The organism is Cohnella rhizosphaerae (assembly GCF_029525575.1).
Classification (GTDB): Bacteria; Bacillota; Bacilli; order Paenibacillales; family Paenibacillaceae; genus Cohnella; species Cohnella rhizosphaerae.
Map to the genome: position 1 here is coordinate 1,232,511 of NZ_JAPDIA010000003.1, position 23,003 is coordinate 1,255,513.

At 62.9% G+C, this 23,003-nt stretch carries 11 protein-coding genes, 5 pseudogenes and 1 riboswitch; of the genes and pseudogenes, 12 read left to right on the plus strand and 4 right to left on the minus strand.

The features are described 5' to 3' along the window. Positions 1–510: 510 nt before the first annotated feature. Positions 511–1,677, minus strand: a complete 1,167-nt coding sequence (locus OMP40_RS11300; protein ID WP_277531378.1) for a LacI family DNA-binding transcriptional regulator — start codon at positions 1,675–1,677, stop codon at positions 511–513. 231 nt (positions 1,678–1,908) lie between these two features. Between OMP40_RS11300 and OMP40_RS11305 the strand changes: the two genes are divergently transcribed. From OMP40_RS11305 to OMP40_RS11330, 6 genes and pseudogenes are all read left to right on the plus strand, one after another. After that, positions 1,909–3,342 (plus strand): L-fucose/L-arabinose isomerase family protein, encoded by a 1,434-nt coding sequence (locus OMP40_RS11305; RefSeq protein ID WP_277531380.1) that lies wholly within the window; start codon positions 1,909–1,911, stop codon positions 3,340–3,342. A gap of 20 nt (positions 3,343–3,362) precedes the next feature. Beyond that, positions 3,363–4,209 (plus strand): annotated as a pseudogene (locus tag OMP40_RS11310) (transketolase). A gap of 1 nt (position 4,210) precedes the next feature. Next, positions 4,211–5,150, plus strand: a pseudogene (locus tag OMP40_RS11315) (transketolase family protein). 12 nt (positions 5,151–5,162) lie between these two features. Beyond that, a complete protein-coding gene (gene glpK, locus OMP40_RS11320; RefSeq protein ID WP_277531382.1) occupies positions 5,163–6,689 on the plus strand; it encodes a glycerol kinase GlpK in 1,527 nt (508 codons plus the stop codon). Further along, the gene (locus OMP40_RS11325; protein WP_277531384.1) at positions 6,686–8,449 is read left to right on the plus strand and encodes a DUF5605 domain-containing protein; all 1,764 of its coding nucleotides are present in this window, start codon (positions 6,686–6,688) and stop codon (positions 8,447–8,449) included. Before glpK ends, OMP40_RS11325 begins: the two co-directional genes overlap by 4 nt. 23 nt (positions 8,450–8,472) lie before the next feature. After that, on the plus strand, positions 8,473–9,747 hold the full coding sequence (locus OMP40_RS11330; protein WP_277531385.1) for a prolyl oligopeptidase family serine peptidase: 1,275 nt from the start codon (positions 8,473–8,475) through the stop codon (positions 9,745–9,747). Positions 9,748–9,767: 20 nt separating this feature from the next. Here the strand turns inward: OMP40_RS11330 and OMP40_RS11335 are convergent, their stop codons facing one another. The 3 genes and pseudogenes from OMP40_RS11335 to OMP40_RS11350 form a co-directional block, all read right to left on the minus strand. Beyond that, positions 9,768–10,202, minus strand: a complete 435-nt coding sequence (locus OMP40_RS11335) for a hypothetical protein (protein WP_277531387.1) — start codon at positions 10,200–10,202, stop codon at positions 9,768–9,770. A 242-nt stretch (positions 10,203–10,444) separates the two neighbouring features. Continuing rightward, complete coding sequence (locus tag OMP40_RS11340; RefSeq protein ID WP_277533117.1) at positions 10,445–11,146, minus strand: response regulator; 702 nt, start codon at positions 11,144–11,146, stop codon at positions 10,445–10,447. Continuing rightward, positions 11,133–12,708, minus strand: a pseudogene (locus OMP40_RS11350) (DUF4118 domain-containing protein). Before OMP40_RS11350 ends, OMP40_RS11340 begins: the two are co-directional and overlap by 14 nt. A 344-nt stretch (positions 12,709–13,052) precedes the next feature. Further along, positions 13,053–13,216, plus strand: a riboswitch (cyclic di-AMP (ydaO/yuaA leader). Between the two features lie 144 nt (positions 13,217–13,360). On the opposite strand from OMP40_RS11350, the gene kdpF reads away from it, so the two are divergent. The 6 genes and pseudogenes from kdpF (at position 13,361) to OMP40_RS11380 (ending at position 21,429) form a co-directional block, all read left to right on the plus strand. Further along, positions 13,361–13,546, plus strand: a complete 186-nt coding sequence (gene kdpF, locus OMP40_RS11355) for a K(+)-transporting ATPase subunit F (RefSeq protein WP_277531389.1) — start codon at positions 13,361–13,363, stop codon at positions 13,544–13,546. 44 nt (positions 13,547–13,590) lie between these two features. Further along, positions 13,591–15,273, plus strand: a complete 1,683-nt coding sequence (gene kdpA / locus OMP40_RS11360; protein ID WP_277531391.1) for a potassium-transporting ATPase subunit KdpA — start codon at positions 13,591–13,593, stop codon at positions 15,271–15,273. Positions 15,274–15,291: 18 nt separating this feature from the next. After that, the gene (gene kdpB, locus OMP40_RS11365) at positions 15,292–17,331 is read left to right on the plus strand and encodes a potassium-transporting ATPase subunit KdpB (RefSeq protein WP_277531393.1); all 2,040 of its coding nucleotides are present in this window, start codon (positions 15,292–15,294) and stop codon (positions 17,329–17,331) included. A gap of 63 nt (positions 17,332–17,394) precedes the next feature. Continuing rightward, the gene (gene kdpC / locus OMP40_RS11370) at positions 17,395–18,018 is read left to right on the plus strand and encodes a potassium-transporting ATPase subunit KdpC (RefSeq protein ID WP_277531395.1); all 624 of its coding nucleotides are present in this window, start codon (positions 17,395–17,397) and stop codon (positions 18,016–18,018) included. Positions 18,019–18,332: 314 nt separating this feature from the next. Next, positions 18,333–18,866, plus strand: a pseudogene (locus OMP40_RS11375) (alpha/beta fold hydrolase); the annotation flags it as partial. Between the two features lie 240 nt (positions 18,867–19,106). Next, positions 19,107–21,429, plus strand: a pseudogene (locus tag OMP40_RS11380) (universal stress protein). Positions 21,430–23,003 lie beyond the last annotated feature (1,574 nt).

Below are 23,003 nucleotides of genomic sequence, written 5' to 3' on the forward strand. Positions count from 1 at the left end.
TTACTCTACAGCCTCGCGGACCGGTCCGAAGTGTGCCGTAAGGGCAAAAAGTTACTCTACAGCCTCGTGGAAGGGTCCAAAGTGTGCCGTAAGGGCAAAAAGTTACTCTACAGCCTCACAGACCGGTCCGAAGTGTGCCATAAGGGCAAAAAGTTACTCTACAGCCTCGCGGACCGGTCCGAAGTGTGCCGTAAGGACAAAAAGTTACTCTACAGCCTCGCAGAACGGTCCGAAGTGTGCCGTAAGGGCAAAAAGTTACTCTACAGCCTCGCGGAAGGGTCCGAAGTGTGCCGTAAGGGCAAAAAGTTACTCTACAGCCTCGCGGACCGGTCCAGATGGTGCCGTAAGGGCATAAAGTTACTCTACAACCACACAGACCGCTCCAGATGGTGCCGTAAGGGCATAAAGTTACTCTACAACCACACGGACCGCTCCAAATGGTGCCGTAAGGGCATAAAGTTACTCTACAGCCTCGCGGACCGGTCCAAAGTGTGCCGTAAGGGCAAAAAGTTACTCTACAGCCTCGCGTACCGGTCCGAAGCGGGACCCTTTTGCGGGCTTCCGGCGGGCACGCCAGCGGCCGCGAGGAAACGCCGGCGCGTCTAGCGAACGGCGTTCGCCGCCGTCTCGAGCGCTGCCGGATCCGGGGGAGCGGGAAGACCCTCTCGCGATCAATTGCGTGTCCACGAGCACCTTCGAGCCGGCGAGCGAGTCGGATTCGATCGCTTCGACGATCATGTCCACCGCGAGACGGGCCATCCGTTCCTTTTCCACGTGCACGGTCGTCAGCTCGGGAGAGACGATAAGCGCTTCGGAGATGTTGTCGAAGCCGACCACGGAGACATCCTCCGGCACGCGGTAGCCCAGTTCGACGAGCGACTTGATGGCGCTGATCGCGATGTAGTCGCATTCGCAGAAGAAGGCCGTCGGCATCGGTCGCTTCGACTCCCTGTAGGCGGACAACCGCTTTTTCAGCGCGTCCTGGGAAGCGAGTATGGTAGGCGCTACCGAGAACACATGCTCCGGCGACAGCTCGCGCTCGTTCTCTTCCAGTGCCTGCATGAAGCCGGCGCGGCGGTCGTCGAAGTTGCGGATGCGGATATCGGAAGCGATATAGCCGATGTCGCGGTGACCGAGCCCGCACAGATGCTGACCCGCCTGATAGGCGCCCATGACGTTGTTGATCTGGATAAAAGGAATCGGCAGCGTCTCGAAGCAGGTGTCCAGCACGACAAGCGGGCCGTTCAGCCGGTCGGCGACCTTCGCGAGCAGCGCCTTGTTCAGGTTCGTGCCGAGCAGAATGACGCCGCCTGCGCGTTGGTCCTCGGCGATCGCCCGGATGCCGTCTTCGAATGCCGACATATCGACGGAGGAGAACAGCAGGGAATAGCCGCTCGCGCGGCATCGCTCTTCGATATAGTGAATCAGCTCCCGGAAAAAGGGCTGCTGGTAATATTGCTCCAGCACGATGCCGGAATTGGCGAACACAAGGAACGTGATCGAGGCGTTCTGCGGTTCGCGGGCAGCGGTTCGCGACTTGGGCCGGTAGCCGTTTTCCTTGGCGATTTGAAGGATACGGTCCCGCGTTTCCGGACCGATGCCGCCTTTCCCGTTGAGCGCCAGCGATACGGCGGCCTTGGATACGCCGGCAAGCCTGGCGATGTCTTCCATCTTCATGAAGATAGTCTCCATTCGTTCCGTTTAGTAAGTTTAGTTTAATGTTAATTCTGTTAATAAGCAAGATGAATCGGCTTTGTTTAGTTAATTTAGTTCATATTTCAACTAAATAACGCATTTTATTTACTTAAAATGCATTGACCGGCGATTAAACCAGTGATAAATTGAACTCATGCAGTTAAACGGCTCGAACAAAAGTTTAGTTAGTTTACTGAAAGGGAGAACCTACACATGAGCAGATTGAAGCTGGGCTATGCGCCGACCCGACGTTTCGTATTCAGCGCTGAAGACGCTTTCCGCTACAAGGTCATGATCAAGGAAAAGATCGAAAGCTTCGGCCTCGACATCGACATCGTCGATCTGGAGGGACTCAACCAAGAAGGACTGCTCTACGACGACCATATCAACGCCGACCTGATCGCCGACCGGTTCAAGCAGGAGAAAGTGGACGCGGTGTTCTTCCCGCACTGCAACTTCGGCACGGAGGATACGGTGGCGCGCGTCGGCAAGGCGCTAGGCAAGCCCGTCCTGCTGTGGGGCCCCCGCGACGAGGCGCCGCTCGAGGACGGCACGCGCCTGCGCGATACGCAGTGCGGCCTGTTCGCCACCGGCAAGATTCTGCGCCGCTTCAACGTTCCTTTCACCTATGTCACGAACAGCCGGGTGAACGATCCCGTTTTCGAGCGGGGCTTCACGAACTTCGTCGCCGCCGCGAACGTGGTCAGAAAATTCCGCAGCCTGCGGATCCTGCAGATCGGCCCGCGCCCGGCTTCGTTCTGGACGATGATGTGCAACGAAGGGGAGCTGCTGGAGCGGTTCGGCATCGAGATCCATCCGATCACGCTGGTCGACATCCAGCGCGCTTCGCAGAAGATCGAGAAGGGCAGCAGTTCCGAACTGGCGGAAGCCATCGACTATATTAAAGCGAAGCTGGACTGGTCCGAAGTGACCGAAGCGGACGTCCGCCGGATTGCCGCCCTGAAGGTCGCGATGAAGCAGTACGCCCTGAACACCGGCAGCACGGCGATCGCGATCCAATGCTGGTCGTCCCTGCAGGACGCCATGGGCATCATGCCATGCCTGGCCAACGCGATCCTGACCGACGAGCAGATCCCGGTCACCTGCGAGACCGACATTCACGGCGCGATCACCTCCGTCATGGTCCAAGCGGCGACGCTGAACCAGCACCCGACGTTTTTCGCCGACCTGACCGTCCGCCACCCCGACAATCCGAACGGCGAGCTGCTGTTCCACTGCGGCAACTTCCCCGTCTCCCTGACGGTCGAAGACAAGCCGAAGCTGCGCAAGCACTTCCTGTTCGACGACCATTCGCCGGGCACGCACGAAGGCGAGATCAAGGGCGGCGACATGACGCTGGCGCGCTTCGACGGCGACCATGGCGAGTACCAGCTGTTTCTCGGCAAAGCCCGCGGCATTCAAGGTCCGTATACGCGGGGCTCCTATGTCTGGGTGGAAGTGAACGACTGGCCGCTGTGGGAAGAGAAGCTGGTCAAAGGCCCTTATGTCCATCATTCCGTCGGCATTCACGCGAACGCGATTCCGGCGCTGTACGAGGCGTGCAACTATATCCCGGGGCTGACGCCCGATGCGGTCGATCCGACCGAACGCGAGATTCAGGCCTGGCTCCGCGGCGCGGGATTGTGAATCAAAGGAGGCATTCATCCATGGAAACGACGGCACTTAAAGCGAAAGCCGCGCAGATCCGCATGGACCTGCTGAAGATGATTCACGGCGCCAAGACGGGGCATACGGGCGGCTCGCTCAGCAATACCGACATTTTGACGGCGCTCTACTACCGCATCATGAAGCTTGATCCCGCGAATCCGAAGTGGGACGGGCGCGACCGGTTCATCGCAAGCAAGGGGCATTCGGTCGAATCCCTCTGGTGCATCCTCGGCGACCTCGGCTTTTTTTCCCAAGGAAGAGCTGAAGACGTTCAGCCAGTTCGGCACGCGGCTGATCGGGCATCCGAACAACAAGGTGCCGGGCATCGAAATGAATACGGGCGCGCTGGGCCACGGGCTGGCCATCGGCGTCGGCATGGCGCTCGCGGCGAAGCGGGACGGCAAGGACTATCGGGTGTTCTGCTTGATGGGCGACGGCGAACAGGCGGAAGGCTCCGTATGGGAAGCCGCGATGGCGGGTCCGCACTACAAGCTGGATAACCTGGTCGCCATCATCGACCGCAACCGGCTTCAGATCAGCGGATCGACCGAGGAAGTGATGGGCCTCGAGCCGCTCGAGGAAAAGTGGGCGGCCTTCGGCTGGCACGTCGTATCCATCGACGGCAACGACATGGAGCAACTGGTGCGCGCTTTCGAGGCGGCGCCTTCGATCCCGGGCAAGCCGACGCTGGTGATGGCGAACACGGTCAAAGGCAAGGGCGTATCCTTCGCCGAAAACGTGGCGCACTGGCATCATCACGTGCCGAACGACGAGCAGCTGGCGTTGGCGCTCGCCGAGCTGTCCGCCGCAATCGAGAGCTACGAGCAGGAAGGGCTGGTGCGTTAACATGGCGAATACGATACCGAACCGTCAGGTCATTTGCGATACGCTGCTGGAGCTGGCCAAGGAGGACCGCGACATCATGGTGCTCGCCAGCGACTCGCGGGGCTCGGCCGCCATGGCTCCCTTTGCCAAGGCGTATCCGGACCAATTCGTCGAAGTCGGCATCGCCGAACAGAACATCGTCGGCATCTCCGCGGGCCTCGCGCACAGCGGCAAAAAGCCGTTCGTCACCTCGCCGGCTTGCTTCCTCAGCATGCGCAGCATCGAGCAGATCAAGGTGGACGTCGCTTATTCGGCCACGAACGTGAAGCTGGTCGGCATCAGCGGCGGCGTCAGCTACGGCGCGCTCGGCATGTCCCACCACTCGGTGCAGGATCTGGCCGTCTCGCGGGCGATCCCGGGCCTGGCCGTCCTCCTGCCGGCCGACCGGCACGAGACGAAGCGCATGACCGAAGCGCTCGTGAAGCACGAGGGCGGCGCCTACATCCGCATCGGCCGCAATCCGGTCGAGGACGTCTACGAGAGCGACGACTACGAATTCGTGATCGGCCAAGCCGTCACCTTGCGCGAAGGACTCGACCTGACGATCATCGCGGCCGGCGAGACCGTGCGCGTCGCGCTCGACGCTCATGCTGCGCTCAAGGAAGCCGGCGTCTCCTGCCGCGTGATCAACATGCACACGATCAAGCCGCTGGACGAGGAAACGATCGTCAAGGCCGCCGCGGAGACGGGACATATCATCACCGTCGAGGAGCACAGCATTCACGGTGGTCTCGGCGCCGCGGTGGCCGAGGTCGTCGTACAGCACAAGCCCGTGCCGATGCGCATTCTCGGCATCCCGGACGAGCCGGCCATCGCAGGCAAGAGCGCCGAGGTATTCGACCATTACGGCATCAGCGCCGGCAACATTAAAAAAGATCGCCCTCGATCTGCTGGGCAGATAAGGACGGCCGTTTATGGAAAAATATATCCTGGCGGTCGACCAGAGCACGGCAGGCACGAAGGCTTTGCTCGTGGACCGATCCGGCCGGGTCGTCGCGAAGCGCAGCGCGGAGCACCGGCAAATGTATCCGAAGCCCGGTTGGGTGGAGCACGATCCGCTCGAGATTTACGACAACGTGAAGCGGACGGTGCGCGAAGCGCTGAAGCTGGCGGGCATCGAGCCCGCCGCTTTGGCCGCGATCGCGATCACGAACCAACGGGAGACGGCCGTCGTCTGGGATCGCGAGACCGGCCTTCCCGTCTACAACGCGATCGTCTGGCAATGCCAGCGCACGGCCGACCGGTGCGAGGCGCTGCGAGCCGCCGGACAGGAACGGACGGTGCGGTCCAAGACCGGACTGATGCTCGATCCGTACTTTTCCGCCGCCAAGTGGGATTGGGTCCTGACGCATGTTGAAAGCGCTAAACCGCTTCTGGCGCAAGGCCGCCTGCTCGCCGGGACGATCGACAGCTGGCTGATCTGGAAGCTGACCGGCGGCAAAACGCATGCGACCGACTACACCAACGCGAGCCGGACTTCCTTGTTCAATATCCATACGCTGGACTGGGACGACGAGCTGTGCGGACTGTTCGGCGTGCCGCGGGCCATGCTGCCCGAGGTCAAGTTCTCGGACGACGCGTACGGGTACACGGACGACGCGGACCTGTTCCCCGCGCGGCTCCCGATATGCGGCGTGATCGGGGACTCCCAAGGGGCCCTGTTCGGCCAGCTGTGCCTCGAGCCGGGCATGGCGAAGGCGACCTACGGCACGGGAACCTCTGTGCTCATGAATACCGGCGAACGCCCCGTCGTATCGGATAACGGGCTGGTGACGGCCATCGCTTGGGGGAAGGGCGGCCAGGTGACTTACGCGCTCGAAGCCGTCATCCGCAGCTCCGGCGACAGCGTCAAATGGGTCAGGGACAATCTCGGGCTGTTCGATTCGTTCGAGGAGCTGGACACGATGCTGAGGCAGACGCCGGACAACGAGGGCGTCTACCTCGTGCCCGCATTCGTCGGGCTGGGCGCCCCCTATTGGGACCCGTACGCAAGGGCCGCGATCGTCGGCATGAGCCGGGCGACCGGCAAAGGCCATATCGTCCGCGCCGCGGTCGAGAGCATCGCGTACCAGGTGCGCGACGCGGCGGAATTAATGGCGCGCGAGACCGGCATCCCGCTGAAGAAGCTGCATGCGGACGGCGGTGCCTCCGGCAATCCGCTGCTCATGCAGTTCCAGGCGGACCTGCTGAATCTGGCCGTGTCGCGGTCCGCGGTCGCGGAGCTGTCGGCGATGGGCGCCGTCTATATGGCGGGTCTGGGCGCCGGCTGCTGGACATCGCTGGACGAGATCGCGCGCTTCGGCGCCGCCGGGCAGCCATACGCCCCGGCCATGGACGCTGCCGAGCGCGAGCGATTGTACGCAGGGTGGCAAAAAGCGGCGGCTTCGGTGCTAAGCGCCCCTATCAAACCAAACGCCTTGGAGGAGGTCAACCGAGTATGACATATACCGAGAAGACCCGCATCGGCATCATCTTTAAAAACGAAGCGGCCCGCGCCGTTCTGATCCGCAGGCTGCCGGATCTGGCGTCCTCGCCGCCCCATATGCTGTCGCTCTTCAAGAGCCTGACGCTGGAAAAGGTGTACGCCTTCCGCCAGGAGGAATTGGGGCAGCCGGACTGGATCGCCGATACGCTGGCGGAGCTGGCCGGCGTCGCGTCCGATAGCGGAGTTGCGGAGCCGGATGCCGATGTCGAGGTCGCGCGCTCCGCCGATTACGAGCCTGCTGACGTCCCGGAGGCGTCCGCAGCCGTTCAGGCGCCGGCCGAGGCCGAGCAGTGGGGCATCTACGAGATCGAGCTGAAGGGACCGAGCCACGGCAATCCGTTCACGGACGTCGAGCTCGCCGCCGAGTTCAAGTTCGGCGGCAAAAGCGTCCGCATGGCCGGCTTCTACGACGGCGACGGCGTCTACCGCATCCGCTTCATGCCGGATGCGCAGGGCGACTGGACATACCGGACGGCGAGCAGCGCCCGTTCCCTGAACGGCATCGAAGGCGCGTTCCGGGTCGTGCCCCCGTCCGCGGGCAACCATGGCCCGGTGCGCGTGAAGGACACGTACCATTTTGCCTACGAAGACGGCACTTCCTATATCCCGGTCGGCACCACCTGCTATGCATGGACGCACCAGGGCGAAGAGCTCGAGGCGCAGACGCTCGAGACGCTCAAGGCTTCCCCGTTCAACAAAATGCGCATGTGCGTGTTTCCGAAATCGTACCTGTTCAACGAGAACGAGCCCGTCTACGATCCGTTCGAGGGCTCTCTTGCGCAGGGCTGGGATTATACGCGGTTCAACCCGGTATTCTTCCGCCATCTGGAGGATCGGATCGCCGATCTGGGCAAGCTGGGCATCGAAGCGGACCTGATCCTTTTCCACGCTTACGACCGCTGGGGCTACTCGGAAATGAGTCCGGCGGCCGACGATCGTTATCTTCGTTACATTACGGCCCGCTTGTCCGCTTATCGCAACGTGTGGTGGTCGCTCGCGAACGAGTACGATCTCATGTGGAACAAGGAGCCGGCCGACTGGGAGCGCTTCGCCGAGATCGTCACGACGAACGATCCCGCGGGACATCTCATTTCCAATCACAACTGCTTCGCCTTCTACGACTACAGCAAGCCTTGGGTCACGCATTGCAGCATCCAGCGGGTCGACGTGTATAAGACGTCCGAGGCGACGACCGAGTGGCGGGAGCGGTGGAAAAAGCCGATCGTCATCGACGAGTGCGCCTACGAAGGCGACATCGACCAGGGCTGGGGCAACATCACCGGCGAAGAGATGACGCGCCGCTTCTGGGAAGGCGCGATCCGCGGGGGATACGTGGGGCACGGAGAGACGTACCTTAATCCCGAAGAGGTGCTGTGGTGGTCCAAAGGCGGCAAGCTCACGGGCACGAGCCCCGACCGGATCTCCTTTCTGCGCCGCATCGTCGAGGAGAGCCCGGGCGGCGTGCTGAACCCGCTGCCGTCCGACTGGGACGTGCCGTGCGCAGGCGAGAAGGATGAATACTATTTGTACTATTTCGGCTTCAATCAGCCGCGATTCCGGAACTTCAGCCGCAAGCCGGGTACGAAGTACAACGTTGACGTCATCGATACGTGGAACATGACGGTCGAACGACTCGAAGGGACGTATGAAGGCGCGTTCCGCATCGAATTGCCGGGCAGGCAGTTCATGGCCGTCAGAATGTCCAAAGCGGAATAGCGGTCCGAAAGGGGAAGGCTGGCATGGGAAGCATCTACTACACGATTACGGAAATCACGGATTACGGCCCGTTTATTACGAAGCTCGTGCTGCCGATGCGGGCCGCCGTAAAGACGGAAGACGTCAAGCCATCCTGCTTTAGCGTTTACGTGGAACGGAAGGACAAGCAAGGCGAGGTGCTCCTGCTTCCCAAGAGCTGGACCGAGCCGGAGCTTAAGCTGCCGAGCAAGGGCTACGGCACGATTCTGGACGCCTATCCTTCCTCGATCGCCGGCGTGCGCGCCGAAGAAGGGACGTTCGTCACGCTCGAGATGAAGCACGGACCGCTCGATCCTTTGGCCGCGCCCATCGCCCCGCTGAACGGCATGAACGAATATATCGTCAGCGATTACCGGATTGCGCAGATCGCCGAGATCCGGTCGGCGGAGGGCGAATCGCTGTCGGGCTGCGTGTTCGACCGGTGCGCGGGGAATACCGCGGAGCAGGCGGATAAGTTCCTTCAGGGGATCTCCTCCTATTCGCAGGAACCGCTGAAGTACGGCTACTTCGTGCCGCAGACCGGCCGCGGCAAACGGCCGCTCCTCATCTGGCTGCACGGCGGCGGGGAAGGCGGGACGGATCCCGCTATCGCCTATACGGGCAACAACGTGGTCAACTTGGCCGGCTATGACATTCAGGCCAAGCTCGGCGGCGCGTTCGTGCTGGTGCCGCAGGCGCCGACCTTCTGGCTGGACGACGGCAGCGGGCAATACGGCCGGACGGGCCAGTCCAAGTACGTACAGGCGTTAAAAACGCTGATCGACGAATTCGTCGCCCGCAACGAGGCCGCGATCGACACGGACCGGATTTATATCGGCGGCTGCTCCAACGGCGGATTCATGACGATGCGGATGGCGCTGGATTACCCGGCGTACTTCGCGGCCGCTTTCCCGGTATGCGAGGCGCTGTACGACGAAGTCATCGGCGACGCGGATATCGAGCGGATCAGGCACATGCCGATCTGGCTGACGCATGCCAAGGACGATTCGATCGTGCGACCCGAAGAGACGGCGGTGCCGACCTACGAGCGCTTGATCAAGGCCGGCGCGAAGGACGTGCATTTCTCGTATTTCGACCGGGTCGTCGATCTCCGTGGCCGGTTCGCCGACGAGCGGGGCGCGCCGTACGTCTATCACGGGCACTTCGCATGGATCTACGCGCTGAACGACGACTGCCGACTGGACTACGACGGGCAGCCTGTCGTGGTTAATGGCAGAGAAGTGTCGCTGATGGAATGGCTGGCGCTGCAGAAAAAATAGCCGATCCGCCGACCGGCCGTCTAAAATAAACAAATATAGCTCGATGCAAGCTCGATCAAGGTGGCCCGCGTGTTCAAAAGCGCGGGCTTTTGGCCGTCTTTGAACGGCTGCAGCGCCGCGCGAACGAGCCGGCAATGGAAGCTCCCGCGGTCGCCGAGCGCGCGCTCCAGCGCGATATCGTCCCGGCAATCGGTATGTACGACTTTGCGCAAGCGGTACGACCAGGTCACCCAATCGGCGGGCTTCTCCCGCGCTTCGAGCGCGAGCTCGGCGGCCAGCGGCCCGGCGTCCGTCGCGAGCAGCAGGTGGACGCGGTAACCGGCGCGCGTCCCGTCGTCGAGCGGCACGATAAAGACTTCGAGCCTTCGAACGGTTATCGACGGCAAACGGTTCGCCGACAGGGACGGCGGCTCAAACGTGCGCGCGGTCATTCGCGCGGTCATTTGCACGGACATCGTACAAGATCTCTCCCTTACACTTGCGAGGTTAACGGTCGGATGCGGGCGAGAGCAACGCTCTTCGCCGCATCGGCTTGCCCTCTATCATATGCCTCTGGCGAGGCGCTGTAAAATGCGGGAATCGCGGATAAGATCGCCATTCGCGCGAATTCGTCGTCGGCGGCAAATCGCATTCTCGCAAGTGACGCCTTTTGCGGCGAAGCTCGCCGGCGCTCGTCCGCGCGCACGCGCGCAGCGAATCAATCCCGCGACCTGAACCGATAGCCGACCCCCGGCTCCGTCAAAATAAACTGAGGCCGGGTCGAATCCGCCTCCAGCTTCTTGCGCAGGTGTCCGATGTACACGCGCAGATAGTGGCTGTCGGACTCGCTGAACGCGTCGCCCCACACCTGCTGCAGCAGCTGCCGCTGGGTGACGACCTTGCCGGCGCTCGTCGCGAGCACTCTAAGCAGCTCGTATTCGGTGGGCGTCAGCTTGACCCGCTCGCCGTCCAGCTCCACGACGCGGTGCACGAGATCGATCGAGAGCGCGCCGAACGTCAGCGTCGGTTCGTTGGCCGAATCGGACGCATGCCGCAGCGCCACCCGGATTCGCGCGACCAGCTCGCCCATGCCGAACGGCTTGGTCACATAGTCGTCGGCGCCGCCGTCGAGCGCGACGATCTTGTCTTCCTCCCGGTCTCTGGCCGTCAGCACGATGACCGGCGCGCGCGACCATGCCCGGATGCGGCTCAGCACTTCAAGCCCGTGCAGATCGGGCAGCCCCAGGTCGAGCACGATCAGGTCGGGACGGACCTCGATCGCCTGCCGCACGCCATCCTCGCCGGTCGCCGCCTCGTGAATGCCGAAGCTGTACGCCTGCAGCGTCACGCGCAGCAGCTTGCGGATCTGCGGCTCGTCGTCCACGATCAATATTTTTGCGACTTGCTCATTCATCCCCATCCCGCTCCGTTCCATGGTCCTTCGGCCGCTCCCGCGGCTCGTCCGCCGCGCTGAGCGGCAAGGCGATCGTCACGACCGTCCCCTGCGGCTCGTTCCGCCTGGCCGAGATCGTGCCGCCGTGCAGCTCCACGATGCCTTTGCAGATCGCAAGCCCCAAGCCTGTGCCGGTGATCTGTCTGGTCGCGTCCGCGCGGTAAAATTTCTCGAATATCCGCCGGTATTCGTCGTCCGCGAGTCCGATCCCCCCGATCGGCGACGGCGATGAGGAGCCGGTCCGCGCTCGCAGACACGGCAATGTCGATCTCGCTGCCGTCCGGACTGTACTTGACGGCGTTGCTGAGCACATTCACCAGTACCTGCTCCAGCAGCACATCGTCGCCGCGTATGAACGGGACCTGGCCGGGCAGGCTGACCCGCAGCTTTCGATTCTCCTGAAAGTCTTTGACCTGCGCCAGCGCCACTCCGATCAAATCCTCGGCATCGCACCAGTTTTGCCGCAGACGCAGCATGCCGCTCTCCAACTGCACCATGCTGAGCAGATTCCTCACAAGCCGGTTCATCCGCATCGCGCCGTCGCGAATATTGACCAGCAATTCCTTGCGGTCCTCGGGCGAAAAAGGCGCGTCGTCGGCGGTCAGCACGGTCGCCGAACCGATGATGGCGGCCAGCGGCGTCCGCAGCTCGTGCGAGACGGAGTCGAGGATCGCCGTGCGCAGGCGTTCGGACTCCGCCGTCAGATGCGCGATCTTGGCCTCCTCGGCCAGCTTTGCGCGGGCGATCGCGCCGGCCGCGAGACCGGCGAGCGCCTCGAGCATTTGCAACTGACCGGCAGTCAGGCCGCTCCTGCGCGCCTTCAGATTGAGCGCGAGCACGCCGTAGACGCGGTCCTCGGCGCGCAGCGGCAAGTAGCAGCCGGGCGCGTCCCTCAGCGTATGCGAGCCGTAGCCGACCGCTTCGCCGTGATCGAAGGCGAGCCTGGCGGTCGCCTTTTCCGCGTCGCCTTCTCCCCAGCCGCCTTCGCCGCGGTCGCCGTCCGCGCCGGAGCGGTGCGCGAGCGCCAGCTTATCCTGCTCGTCCGGCAAGTAGACGACGGCTTCGGCGCCCATCGAGCGCGCCGCCTCGCGCGAGACGCTGTCCAGCAGGGCGTCAACGTCGGCGATCTCGCTCATCTGCCGGCTCAGCGCGTACAGGGCGGCCGTGTGCGCTTCCCGCTGCTTCGCATACGCCAGCTGCTGCTTGAGCCGCGAGGCGAGGCTGGCGGTCAGCGCGGCGACGGCCACGTAGACGGCGAACGACACCAGATAACGCAGGTCGGCGACCGTGAAGCTCAGCTTCGGCGGAACGAAGAAAAAATCGAATGCCAATATCGCGAGCACCGCCGCGTAGATCGCGGGACGAAGGCCCCACCAGACGGCGCTGACGAGCATCGGAAATAAATAAAGGAGCGCAATGTTCACCAGGTCCAAAGCAAAGGTGAGCGGCTGCAACGCGATCGTCATGAACGCGATCAGCAGCGTGATGCCTGCGTAGGCCTTCCAGGTCGTCCGCAGGGCTTGGGACATCTGCACGATTTTCACTCCCCCGGCTGCCCGGTTGTCGGCGTCTTTTTTCTTAAGGTTACTGTAAATAGGGGGAGAAAATAAACCGCGAGACGGCGTAAAAATCCTATAAAAATCATAGAGAACCGGAACGAGGCCGAGATAATAGACGGATGCCGGAGCGTTCCGCCATTTTCATTTTCCAATCCGGCGATTTCTGACGAATTCCGTCCATTTCGGATATTGGCTTTATTTACAGTATAGCCGGCCGGGCGTAAGATACGTGCATGAACGGCGCCTTGCCGACGTCTTGGCGACGGACTCGACCGTCTTGCGGAGAGAAGGGATGAGGGAGCAGCATCGTTCGTTTCGTTGAAACGCTGAATCTTGGCACGAACAAGAGCGGGGGGAACCGACCGGAGCCGCAATCGGCTCCAAGGGGTGAATCGCCGGGCACGCATCCGTGCCGGCGTAGGGCGACTCTCGCGCCCGAATCCGACAGCTAACCTCGCAAGCGTATGGGAGAGGCAACACTTGTCGCGTACGACGTTAAGACGTCCTGTCTTGATCGGGAAGCCGCGGCGAAGGTTCCTCCTTTGCCGGGCTTCTTTTTTTGTTGTCTTTTTCCGCTGTTCGGAGAAGGAAGGTCGAATGAATCACAAGGAGCGTGTGACCCATGATGGACGTTTGGATGACGATCGCGCTGCTCGCCGCCTTCGCGCTGGTCGTCGGATTCGTATACTGGTGCGACCGATCGATCGACGAGGCGGGGGGGAGAGGGCGCATGACGATCGTGCTTGTTTTCACCGGCCTGCTGCTGATCTACCTCGTGTACGCGCTGCTTCACCCGGAGAAATTTTAACGACGCGCCTCGCAAGCGCCGCCCGAGCTTAAGGAGGAACGGCCATGGATGTATTGCAAATCGTCATCGTGATCGGCATGCTCGCGCTGATCGCCAAACCGCTTGGGAATTATGTTTATCACGTCTTTTCGAACGAGTCCAATCGCACCGACAGGCTGTTCGGCTGGGTCGAGAAGCCGATCTTCGCGGCCATCGGCCTGCGGCATCGCGCCGGGATGACCTGGAAACGATACGCGCTTAGCTTCATCGCCGTCAACTTCGCGCTCGTGGCGGTCAGCTACGTCCTGCTGCGCGCGCAGAACGGGCTGCCGCTCAATCCGAACGGCATCGGCGGCATGGAACCGACGCTGGTGCTGAATACGGTCATCAGCTTCATTACGAATACGAATCTGCAGCACTACAGCGGTGAGACGGGACTGTCTTACTTTTCTCAGATGGCCGTCATCATGATGATGATGTTCACGTCCGCGGCGACCGGCTTCTCGGTGGCGGTGGCCTTCGTCAGAGGCATCACCGGCAAGGGCAAGACGCTGGGCAACTTTTTCGAAGACTTCGTCAAGGCCCACACGCGCATTTTTTTCCCGCTCGCCCTCGTGGTGACGTTGGTCTTGGTCGCGCTGCAGGTGCCGCAGACGCTCGATCCGACGCTGTCGGTGACGACGCTTCAGGGGACCGCGCAGCAGATCGCGATCGGGCCGGTCGCTTCGCTGGAGGCGATCAAGCATCTGGGCACGAACGGCGGCGGCTTTTTCGGCGTGAACTCGGCGCATCCGTTCGAGAATCCGAACGCGCTGACGAACGTGATCGAGATCTTGTCGATGTGGGCGTTGCCCGCTGCGCTGCCCTTCATGTACGGCCGTTTCGCGAAAAACGGCAAGCAGGGCTGGGTCGTTTTCTCGGCGATGATGGCGTTGTTCCTCGTGTTCCTCACGGTCGCTTATACCGCGGAGAAGAGCGGCAACCCGGCGCTTGAGGCGCTGGGCATCGACGCATCGCAGGGAAGCATGGAAGGTAAGGAAGTGCGCTTCGGCATCGCCCAGTCCGCGCTGTTCACGACGGTGACCACGGCTGCGACGACGGGGACGGTCAACAACATGCACGATACGCTGACCCCGCTGGGCGGCCTGGTGCCGCTCGCCGAGATGATGCTGAACGTCGTCTTCGGCGGCAAGGGCGTGGGGCTGGTCAACATGCTGATGTACGCGATGCTCGCCGTGTTCATCTGCGGCCTGATGGTCGGCCGGACGCCGGAATTTCTCGGTCGCAAGCTCGAGCCGCGGGAGATGAAGCTGATCGCGGTCGCCATTCTGGCGCATCCGTTCATTATATTGGCGCCGACGGCGATCGCCTTTCTGACCGATCTCGGCAAGGGATCGATATCGAATCCGGGCTTCCACGGCATCTCGCAGGTGCTGTACGAATATACCTCGGCGGCGGCGAACAACGGCTCCGGCTTCGAGGGACTCGCGGACAACACTTCGTTTTGGAACATCACAACCGGCCTGGTCATGTTCTTCGGGCGCTACGTCTCGATGATCGCGCTGCTGGCCGTCGCCGGATCGCTCGTGCGCAAGCAGTGGGTGCCGGAGACGATCGGCACGTTCCGCACGGACAATGCGCTGTTCGCCGTTCTGCTGGTCGGCACGGTCATTCTGATCGGCGCGCTGACCTTCCTGCCCGCGATCGTGCTCGGACCGGTCGCGGAGCATCTGACCATTCGCCAATAAGAGACGGAGTGAGCTGTCGTGAACGAAAAACGAAAAAAGAGCCTGTTTTCCGGACCGCTGGTCGCCGGAGCCCTTAAGGCGAGCGTGATCAAGCTGAATCCGGCTGTCATGATGAAAAATCCGGTCATGTTCGTGGTCGAGGTCGGCACGGCGATCGTGCTGCTGATGACGCTGCTGCCGGGCTACTTCGACGCGAAGGACCGCATCGGCTTTAATCTGGCCGTGTTTCTCATCCTGCTGTTCACGCTGCTGTTCGCGAACTTCGCCGAAGCGCTGGCGGAGGGACGGGGCAAAGCGCAGGCCGACACGTTGAAGCGGACGAAAAAGGAAATTACCGCGAACAAGCTCTTAAATGGCGGCGCCGCGGTCAAGACCGTGCCCTCCACCGAGCTGCGCAAGGGCGATATCGTCGTCGTGTCGCAGGGCGAGATGATCCCCGGCGACGGCGAGGTCGTCGAGGGGCTCGCCTCCGTCGACGAATCGGCGATTACCGGCGAATCCGCGCCGGTCATCAAGGAAGCGGGCGGCGACTTCAATTCGGTCACGGGCGGCACGCGCGTCGTCAGCGACCGGATCAAGGTGAGGATCACGAGCGATCCCGGCGAGACGTTTATCGACCGGATGATCGCGCTGGTCGAAGGCGCCAAGCGGCAAAAGACGCCCAACGAGATCGCGCTGAACACCTTGCTCATCAGCCTGACGCTCGTTTTCCTCATCGTGGTCGTCACGCTCGGACCGATCGCGTCCTACGTGGACGTCAAGCTGGAGGTACCCGTGCTGATCGCGCTGCTCGTCTGCCTCATCCCGACGACGATCGGCGGATTGCTGTCGGCGATCGGCATCGCCGGCATGGACCGGGTGACGCAGTTCAACGTGCTCGCGATGTCGGGCAAGGCGGTCGAGGCCGCGGGCGACATCAACACGATGATCCTGGACAAGACGGGCACGATCACCTTCGGCAACCGGATGGCGAGCGACATCGTTCCCGTCGGCGGCGCCGGGGGTGACGAGACGGCCGCCTGGGCGGCGATCGCGTCCTTGCAGGACGAGACGCCGGAAGGCCGCTCGGTGCTGGCGTGGATGAGGAAAAACGGAAAGGCGTTCGACGCCTCGCTTGCCGACGGCGGCGGCTTCGTCGAATTCAAGGCGGAGACGCGCATGAGCGGCATCGATCTGTCGGACGGACGCCGCGTGCGCAAGGGCGCCGTCGACGCCGTCCGCAAATGGGCAGCGGCGCAAGGAGGCGCGGTCCCGGACGATTTGGGCAAGCAGTCGGACCGCATCGCTTCGGAGGGCGGCACGCCGCTGGCCGTAGCGGTCGACGAACGGATCTTCGGCGTCGTCTATCTGAAGGATACGGTGAAGCCGGGGATGAAGGAGCGGTTCGACCAGCTCCGCGCGATGGGCATCAAGACGATCATGTGCACGGGAGACAATCCGTTGACCGCGGCGACGATCGCCAGGGAGGCGGGCGTCGACGACTTCATCGCGGAGAGCAAGCCGGAGGACAAGATCGCGGTCATCCGCCGCGAGCAGGCCGACGGCAAGCTGGTCGCGATGACCGGCGACGGCACGAACGACGCGCCCGCGCTCGCGCAGGCCGACGTGGGCCTCGCGATGAACAGCGGCACTACGGCCGCCAAGGAAGCGGCCAACATGGTCGATCTCGACTCGGACCCGTCCAAGATCATCGAGGTGGTCGCGATCGGCAAGCAGCTGCTCATGACGCGCGGCGCCTTGACGACCTTCAGCATCGCCAACGACATCGCCAAGTATTTCGCCATCATCCCGGCGATGTTCATGCTGGCGATTCCCGAGATGGACGCGCTGAACGTTATGCGGCTCGGTTCGCCGCTGTCGGCGATCTTGTCGGCGTTAATTTTTAACGCCATTATCATTCCGCTGCTCATCCCGCTCGCCATGAAGGGCGTCGCTTATCGCCCGATGAGCGCCGCGCGCCTGCTCGGCCGTAATCTGTTCGTGTACGGCGCGGGCGGCGTCGTGGCTCCTTTTATCGGCATCAAGCTGATCGACCTGATTGTTCACGCCTGGATCTGAAGCGAGGTCGCGGCAGCGAAGGCGATTAAACCTATTAATCATTCATGAAAGAAGGAATCGGCCATGGCTACGCTTGCGCAGGATCGGCAAGGCGGCGAGGAAGAGCGCTCCGGCGGCTCGATGCTCTGGATCGCTATTCGCCTTAGTCTGCTGTTCATCCTCTTGTGCGGGATTGTTTATCCGCTTGTCAGCACCGGGCTCGCTCAGTTGCTGTTTCCCCATCAGGCGAACGGCAGCCTGCTCAAGGACAAGGCGGGCAACGTGGTAGGCTCCGAGCTGATCGGACAGTCCTTCGCCGATCCGAGCTACTTTCAGGGGCGCGTATCGAGCATCGACAATAAGGCGGAGGCTTCCGGCTCGAACAATTACGCGCCTTCGAATCCGGACCTGCTCGCCAGGGTCAAGGCATCGATCGCGGCGTGGCAAAAGGACAATCCGGATGTGCCGATCGACCGTCTGCCGATCGCGCTCGTCACCAATTCGGGCTCGGGGCTCGACCCGCATATTACGCCGCAGTCGGCGCTCGTGCAGATTCCGAGGATCGGCAAGCTGACCGGCCTGTCCGCCGCCGAGCTGACGTCGCTGGTCGACGCCTATACGGAGGACCGCGACCTGGGCGTCTTCGGGGACAAGCGGGTGAACGTGCTGAAGCTGAACCTGGCTTTGAAGGAAAAGCTGGGCAAATAACGTCGCGACAAGCCCTGTCCGCGCTGGTGCCGGACGGGCGGTTGCCGTCCGAAGGCTCGCGCGAATGGAGAGCTCGAACGGATGGCTCGAATGAATGGCTCGAATGAATGGCTCGAATGAATGGCTCGAATGAATGGCTCGAACGGATGGCTCGAACGGATGGCTCGAACGGATGGCTCGAATGAATGGTTGAATGAGTCGCGCGAGCGGGTGCTGGAACGAATGGCTCGAAAGGCTTTATCGAATTTCGCAAATAATCGAGGTGTATGGCTTTGCCGGTCGCCAGGCTTAACGGAACGTCGATCTACTACGAGATGCAAGGAAGCGGCACGACGATTCTTTTCATTCACGGACACGGGTGGAACCATAGCATGTTCAAACCGCAGTTCGACTACTTTTCCAAGCGATACCGGACGATCGCCTGCGATCTTCGCGGCAACGGGCGGTCGGGCGAGCTGCGCCAAACCCCCGACGACATCATCGATACCCAGTGTCTCGATCTGATCCTGCTGCTCAATTCGCTCGGCATTCGCCAAGCCGTGTTCGTCGGCATCGATTACGGCGGCTTGATCGTGCAGCGGATCGCCGCGCAGTACCCCGAGCGGGCGGCGGCGATCGTCATCGCCGACAGTTTCTGCCGTTTCGAATCGTCCACCGTCTTTGGAAAACTGCAGCTGGCGGCGGCGTATATGAGCTGGCTCGACTACTATGCGCCCGGCGAGCTGCTTCTTCCCTCGCTGCGGCTTGCCTATCAGAGATGGGCGCCAGCCTACGACGAGCTCCGGCGGAACGTGCTGAACCGGAGGCCCCGCGAGCTGTACCGGCAGCGGCTGGCGACCAGGCGGATCGACTACACGGATCATCTAAGGGCTTTCCGCGGTCCGGCGTTAGGCGTGGCGGGCGATTATACGGCCTATGGCATCGCATGCATGGAGGAGCTCGTCGCCTGCCTGCCTCAAGCGGGTCTGGCCGTCATCGCGGACGCTCGCGGTCCGAGCAGCCTGTGCCGGCCGGATGCTTTTAATCAGGTCGTCGAGCAATTTCTGAACCGGCACGCGATCCGATCGTTCGGGGGAGGCGGGGAGCGGGTGACGGAATATCGGCGGAAAACGCCGGAGGAGATTTTATACGCCATTTCCAAGCTGCATCGGGGGCGGCTGAAGATCATCATCGGGGCGGTCAGCGGCTCGGGCAAAACGTATCACATGCTGCGGGAAGGCAATCAGCTGAAGCAGCAGGGGATCGACGTCGTCATCAGCGCGGTATCGACGATGCAGCGGTCGGAAACGGTCGAGCAGACGCTGGCGCTTGAGCGGGTGCCGAGCATTCATTGGACGAAGGACGGCCGGGAGCGGAAGGATCTGCCGCTCGACGCCCTGCTCGCCCGCAATCCGGAGGTGGTGCTCGTCGACGATCTCGCCCATCGCAATCGGGAGGGCGCGAGGTTCAGGACGCGGCTTGAAGACATTCTTTATCTGATGGACAAAGGCATCGGCGTCATCGCGACGATCAACGTCTACGAGCTGGCGGACGAAGGCGAGATCGTCTACAAACTCACCGGCATTCGCGCCGAGGAGACGGTGCCCTCCGACACGCTGGAGCTGGCGGACGAGGTGCGTCTGATCGACGTGTCGCCCGAGACGATGCTGAAGCGGATCGACGATGGGCTGCTGGGCGAGCGGCGTCATCCGGCGATGTGCCGCCGCGGCAACCTCGGCGTGCTGAGAGAGATCGCGCTGCGGCTCATGGCCGAGGGCGTGAACGATTCGCTGGAAAAGCATCGCGAGGCGCTCGGGCTCGTCGGTCCGTCCGGCGCCGCGGAGCGAATCCTGGTCGCGGCCCAATATCACTGGAACGGCTCGCTTCACGTGCGCAGAGGACAGCAGATCGCCAGAAGGCTGAACGGCGAGCTGATCGTCGCGACGTTCGTGCGGCCGAGTCGGGCGCTGACGAAGGAGCAACTGACGTTCAAGCGGTCCATTCAGAAGCTGGTCGAGAAAGTGGGTGCCCGTTTCGAGGAGCTGCCGCTGCCGCATGCGCGCAAGCTGCCGGCGCTGCTCGTGCGCTATGCCGCCAAGAACAACGTCACGCGCATCGTGATGGGTCATTCCAACCTAAATCGCCGGCAGGAAAAATGGCAGGGCTCCATCGCGAACCGCGTGCTGCGAAAGACGAGGAACATCGACGTGTTCATCATGGCCGATCGCGCCGCCCACGCGGGCGAGCGCATCCTGCCGATCAAGCCGAAGCCGCATGCGGACGCGGACCGGTTCCGCCGTCTCAGCTCCGGCGAGATCGAACGGGAAATCGAGACGATTCGCCGCGGCACCTTTAAAGTGTACATCGGAGCGGCGCCCGGCGTAGGCAAAACCTTCAAGATGCTGCAGGAGGGAAACAGCCTGAAGGCCAAAGGCGTCGACGTCGTCATCGGCCTGCTCGAGACGCACGGCAGGAAGGAGACGGGGGACCAGGTCGGCGGTCTCCCGATCGTGCCGAAAGCCAAGATTGACTACCAGTCGGCGCGGCTCGAGGAGATGGATACGGAGGCGATCGTCGCGCGTCATCCCGAAGTCGTGCTCGTCGACGAGCTGGCGCACACGAACGTGCCGGGAAGCCTTCGCAAAAAAAGGTACGAGGATGTCATCCGCCTGCTCGACAACGGCATTTCGGTCATTTCGACCGTCAACGTGCAGCATCTCGAGAGCTTGAACGACGCGGTGGAACAGCTGACGGGCGTTCGCGTGCGCGAGACGGTGCCGGACGCGATTCTGAAGCTGGCCGACGAGGTGGAGCTCATCGACGTGACGCCGCAGATGCTGCAGCAGCGGATGCGCGAAGGGGAAGATCTACGCGCTCGAGAAGGTCGACCAGGCGTTAGGCTCCTTTTTTAAAATAGGCAATCTGATCGCGCTGCGCGAGCTCGCGCTCCGGGAGCTGGCGGACGACGTGGACGAACGGCTCGAGGCATGGGATCGCCATGCTTCGCTGCGCGGACAATGGCGGCGGCAGGAGACGATCTTCGTCTGCGTGGACGCCGGGCCGCGCTCGGAGCGGCTCATTCGCCGCGGCTTTCGCATCGCGCACCGGCTCAAGGCGGAGTGGCATGCGCACTACGTGCGGCCGGACGGGGAATCCGGCGCCGATGCCGAGAAGCGGCTCGACACGCTGCGCCAGCTGTGCGAACGTCTGGGAGGCAAGCTGGAGGCCGAGACGCGGGACGGCCGCCGGATCGGCGAAGCGCTGCTGGCGCGCATGAACGAACTAAACGCGACGCTGCTGATCATCGGCCAGTCCCGCAGGCCGCTATGGCATTCGCTGATCAGGGAGACGGTCGTGCATTTCATGCTGCGCCGCGCGCGCGGCACCGACATGCTGATCGTCGCGGACTTCGACCGTGGCGCGGCGGAGTGAGCGGATCACCTGCGGCGCACGCGGCGAGCGGAGCGGCCGGCACACACCGGACGCACCGCCTGGGAGTTCCTGGATAGGAACTCCTGCGGCCCACACACCGCACGAACCGCCTGGGAGTTCCTGGATAGGAACTCCTGCGGCCCACACACCGCACGAACCGCCTGGGAGTTCCTGGATAGGAACTCCTGCGGTCCACGACCCACACGAACCGCGGGGAATTCCTGGATAGGAACTCCAGCGGCCCACGCCCCGCCTGAGCCGCCCGGGAGTTCCTGGATAGGAACTCCATCGGCCACACACCGCACGAGCCGCCCGGGAGTTCCTGGATAGGAACTCTAGCGGTCCACGCCCCGCCCGAACCGCTCGGGAGTTCCTGAATAGGAACTCCTGCAGTCCACGCCCCGCACGAACCGCTCGGGAGTTCCTGAATAGGAACTCCTGCGGTCCACGCCCCACACGAACCGCCCGGGAGTTCCTGAATAGGAACTCCATCGGCCCCCACACCGCACGAACCGCCGGGGGAGTTCCTGAATAGGAACTCCATCGGCCCCCACACCGCACGAGCCGCCCGGGAGTTTCTGGATAGGAACTCCAGCGGCCCACGCCCCGCCCGAGCCGCTCGTGAGTTCCTGGATAGGAACTCCTGCGACCCACGCCCCGCACGAGCCGCCGGGGGAGTTCCTGGATAGGAACTCCCGCGACCCACGCCCCGCACTAACCGCCCGGGAGTTCCTGGATAGGAACTCCTGCGGCCCACGCCCCGCACGAACCGCTCGGGATTCCTGAATAGGAACTCCATCGGCCCCCACACCGCACGAGCCGCCCGGGAGTTCCTGGATAGGAACTCCTGCGGCCCACACACCACACGAGCCGCCGGGGGAGTTCCTGAATAGGAACTCCAGCGGCCCACGCCCCGCCCGAACCGCCCGGGAGTTCCTGGATAGGAACTCCATCGGCCCACACACCACACGAACCGCCGGGGAGTTCCTGGATAGGAACTCCCGCGACCCACGCCCCGCCTGAGCCGCCCGGGAGTTCCTGGATAGGAACTCCAGCGGTCCACGCCCCACACGAACCGCTCGGGAGTTCCCGGATAGGAACTCCTGCGGCCAACACCCCGCACGAGCCGCCCGGGAGTTCCTGGATAGGAACTCCGGCGACCCATTCACCGCACGAACCGCCGGAGAGTTCCTGGATAGGAACTCCTGCGGCCCACACACCGCCCGAACCGCTTGGGAGTTCCTGGATAGGAACTCCGGCGACCCACGCCCCGCCCGAGCCGCCCGGGAGTTCCTGGACAGGAACTCCGGCGACCCATTCACCGCACGAAGCGTTCGGGAGTTCCTGGATAGGAACTCCAGCGGCCACACACCGCCCGAGCCGCCCGGGAATTCCTGGATAGGAACCCCTGCGACCCACACGCCCCGCACGAACCCCCGGGAGTTTCTGGATAGGAACTCCTGCGACCCACGCCCCGCCCGAGCCGCCCGGGAGTTCCTGAATAGGAACTCCTGCGGCCCACACACCGGACGAGCCGCTCGGGAGTTCCTGGATAGGAACTCCATCGGCCCCCA

Bases quoted from the DNA above. Each gene is read 5' to 3' on its own strand.
- OMP40_RS11300 (WP_277531378.1), bottom strand. From the start codon at position 1,677: ATGAAGATGGAAGACATCGCCAGGCTTGCCGGCGTATCCAAGGCCGCC.
- OMP40_RS11305 (WP_277531380.1), top strand. From the start codon at position 1,909: ATGAGCAGATTGAAGCTGGGCTATGCGCCGACCCGACGTTTCGTATTC.
- glpK (WP_277531382.1), top strand. From the start codon at position 5,163: ATGGAAAAATATATCCTGGCGGTCGACCAGAGCACGGCAGGCACGAAG.
- OMP40_RS11325 (WP_277531384.1), top strand. From the start codon at position 6,686: ATGACATATACCGAGAAGACCCGCATCGGCATCATCTTTAAAAACGAA.
- OMP40_RS11330 (WP_277531385.1), top strand. From the start codon at position 8,473: ATGGGAAGCATCTACTACACGATTACGGAAATCACGGATTACGGCCCG.
- OMP40_RS11335 (WP_277531387.1), bottom strand. From the start codon at position 10,202: ATGTCCGTGCAAATGACCGCGCGAATGACCGCGCGCACGTTTGAGCCG.
- OMP40_RS11340 (WP_277533117.1), bottom strand. From the start codon at position 11,146: ATGGGGATGAATGAGCAAGTCGCAAAAATATTGATCGTGGACGACGAG.
- kdpF (WP_277531389.1), top strand. From the start codon at position 13,361: ATGATGGACGTTTGGATGACGATCGCGCTGCTCGCCGCCTTCGCGCTG.
- kdpA (WP_277531391.1), top strand. From the start codon at position 13,591: ATGGATGTATTGCAAATCGTCATCGTGATCGGCATGCTCGCGCTGATC.
- kdpC (WP_277531395.1), top strand. From the start codon at position 17,395: ATGGCTACGCTTGCGCAGGATCGGCAAGGCGGCGAGGAAGAGCGCTCC.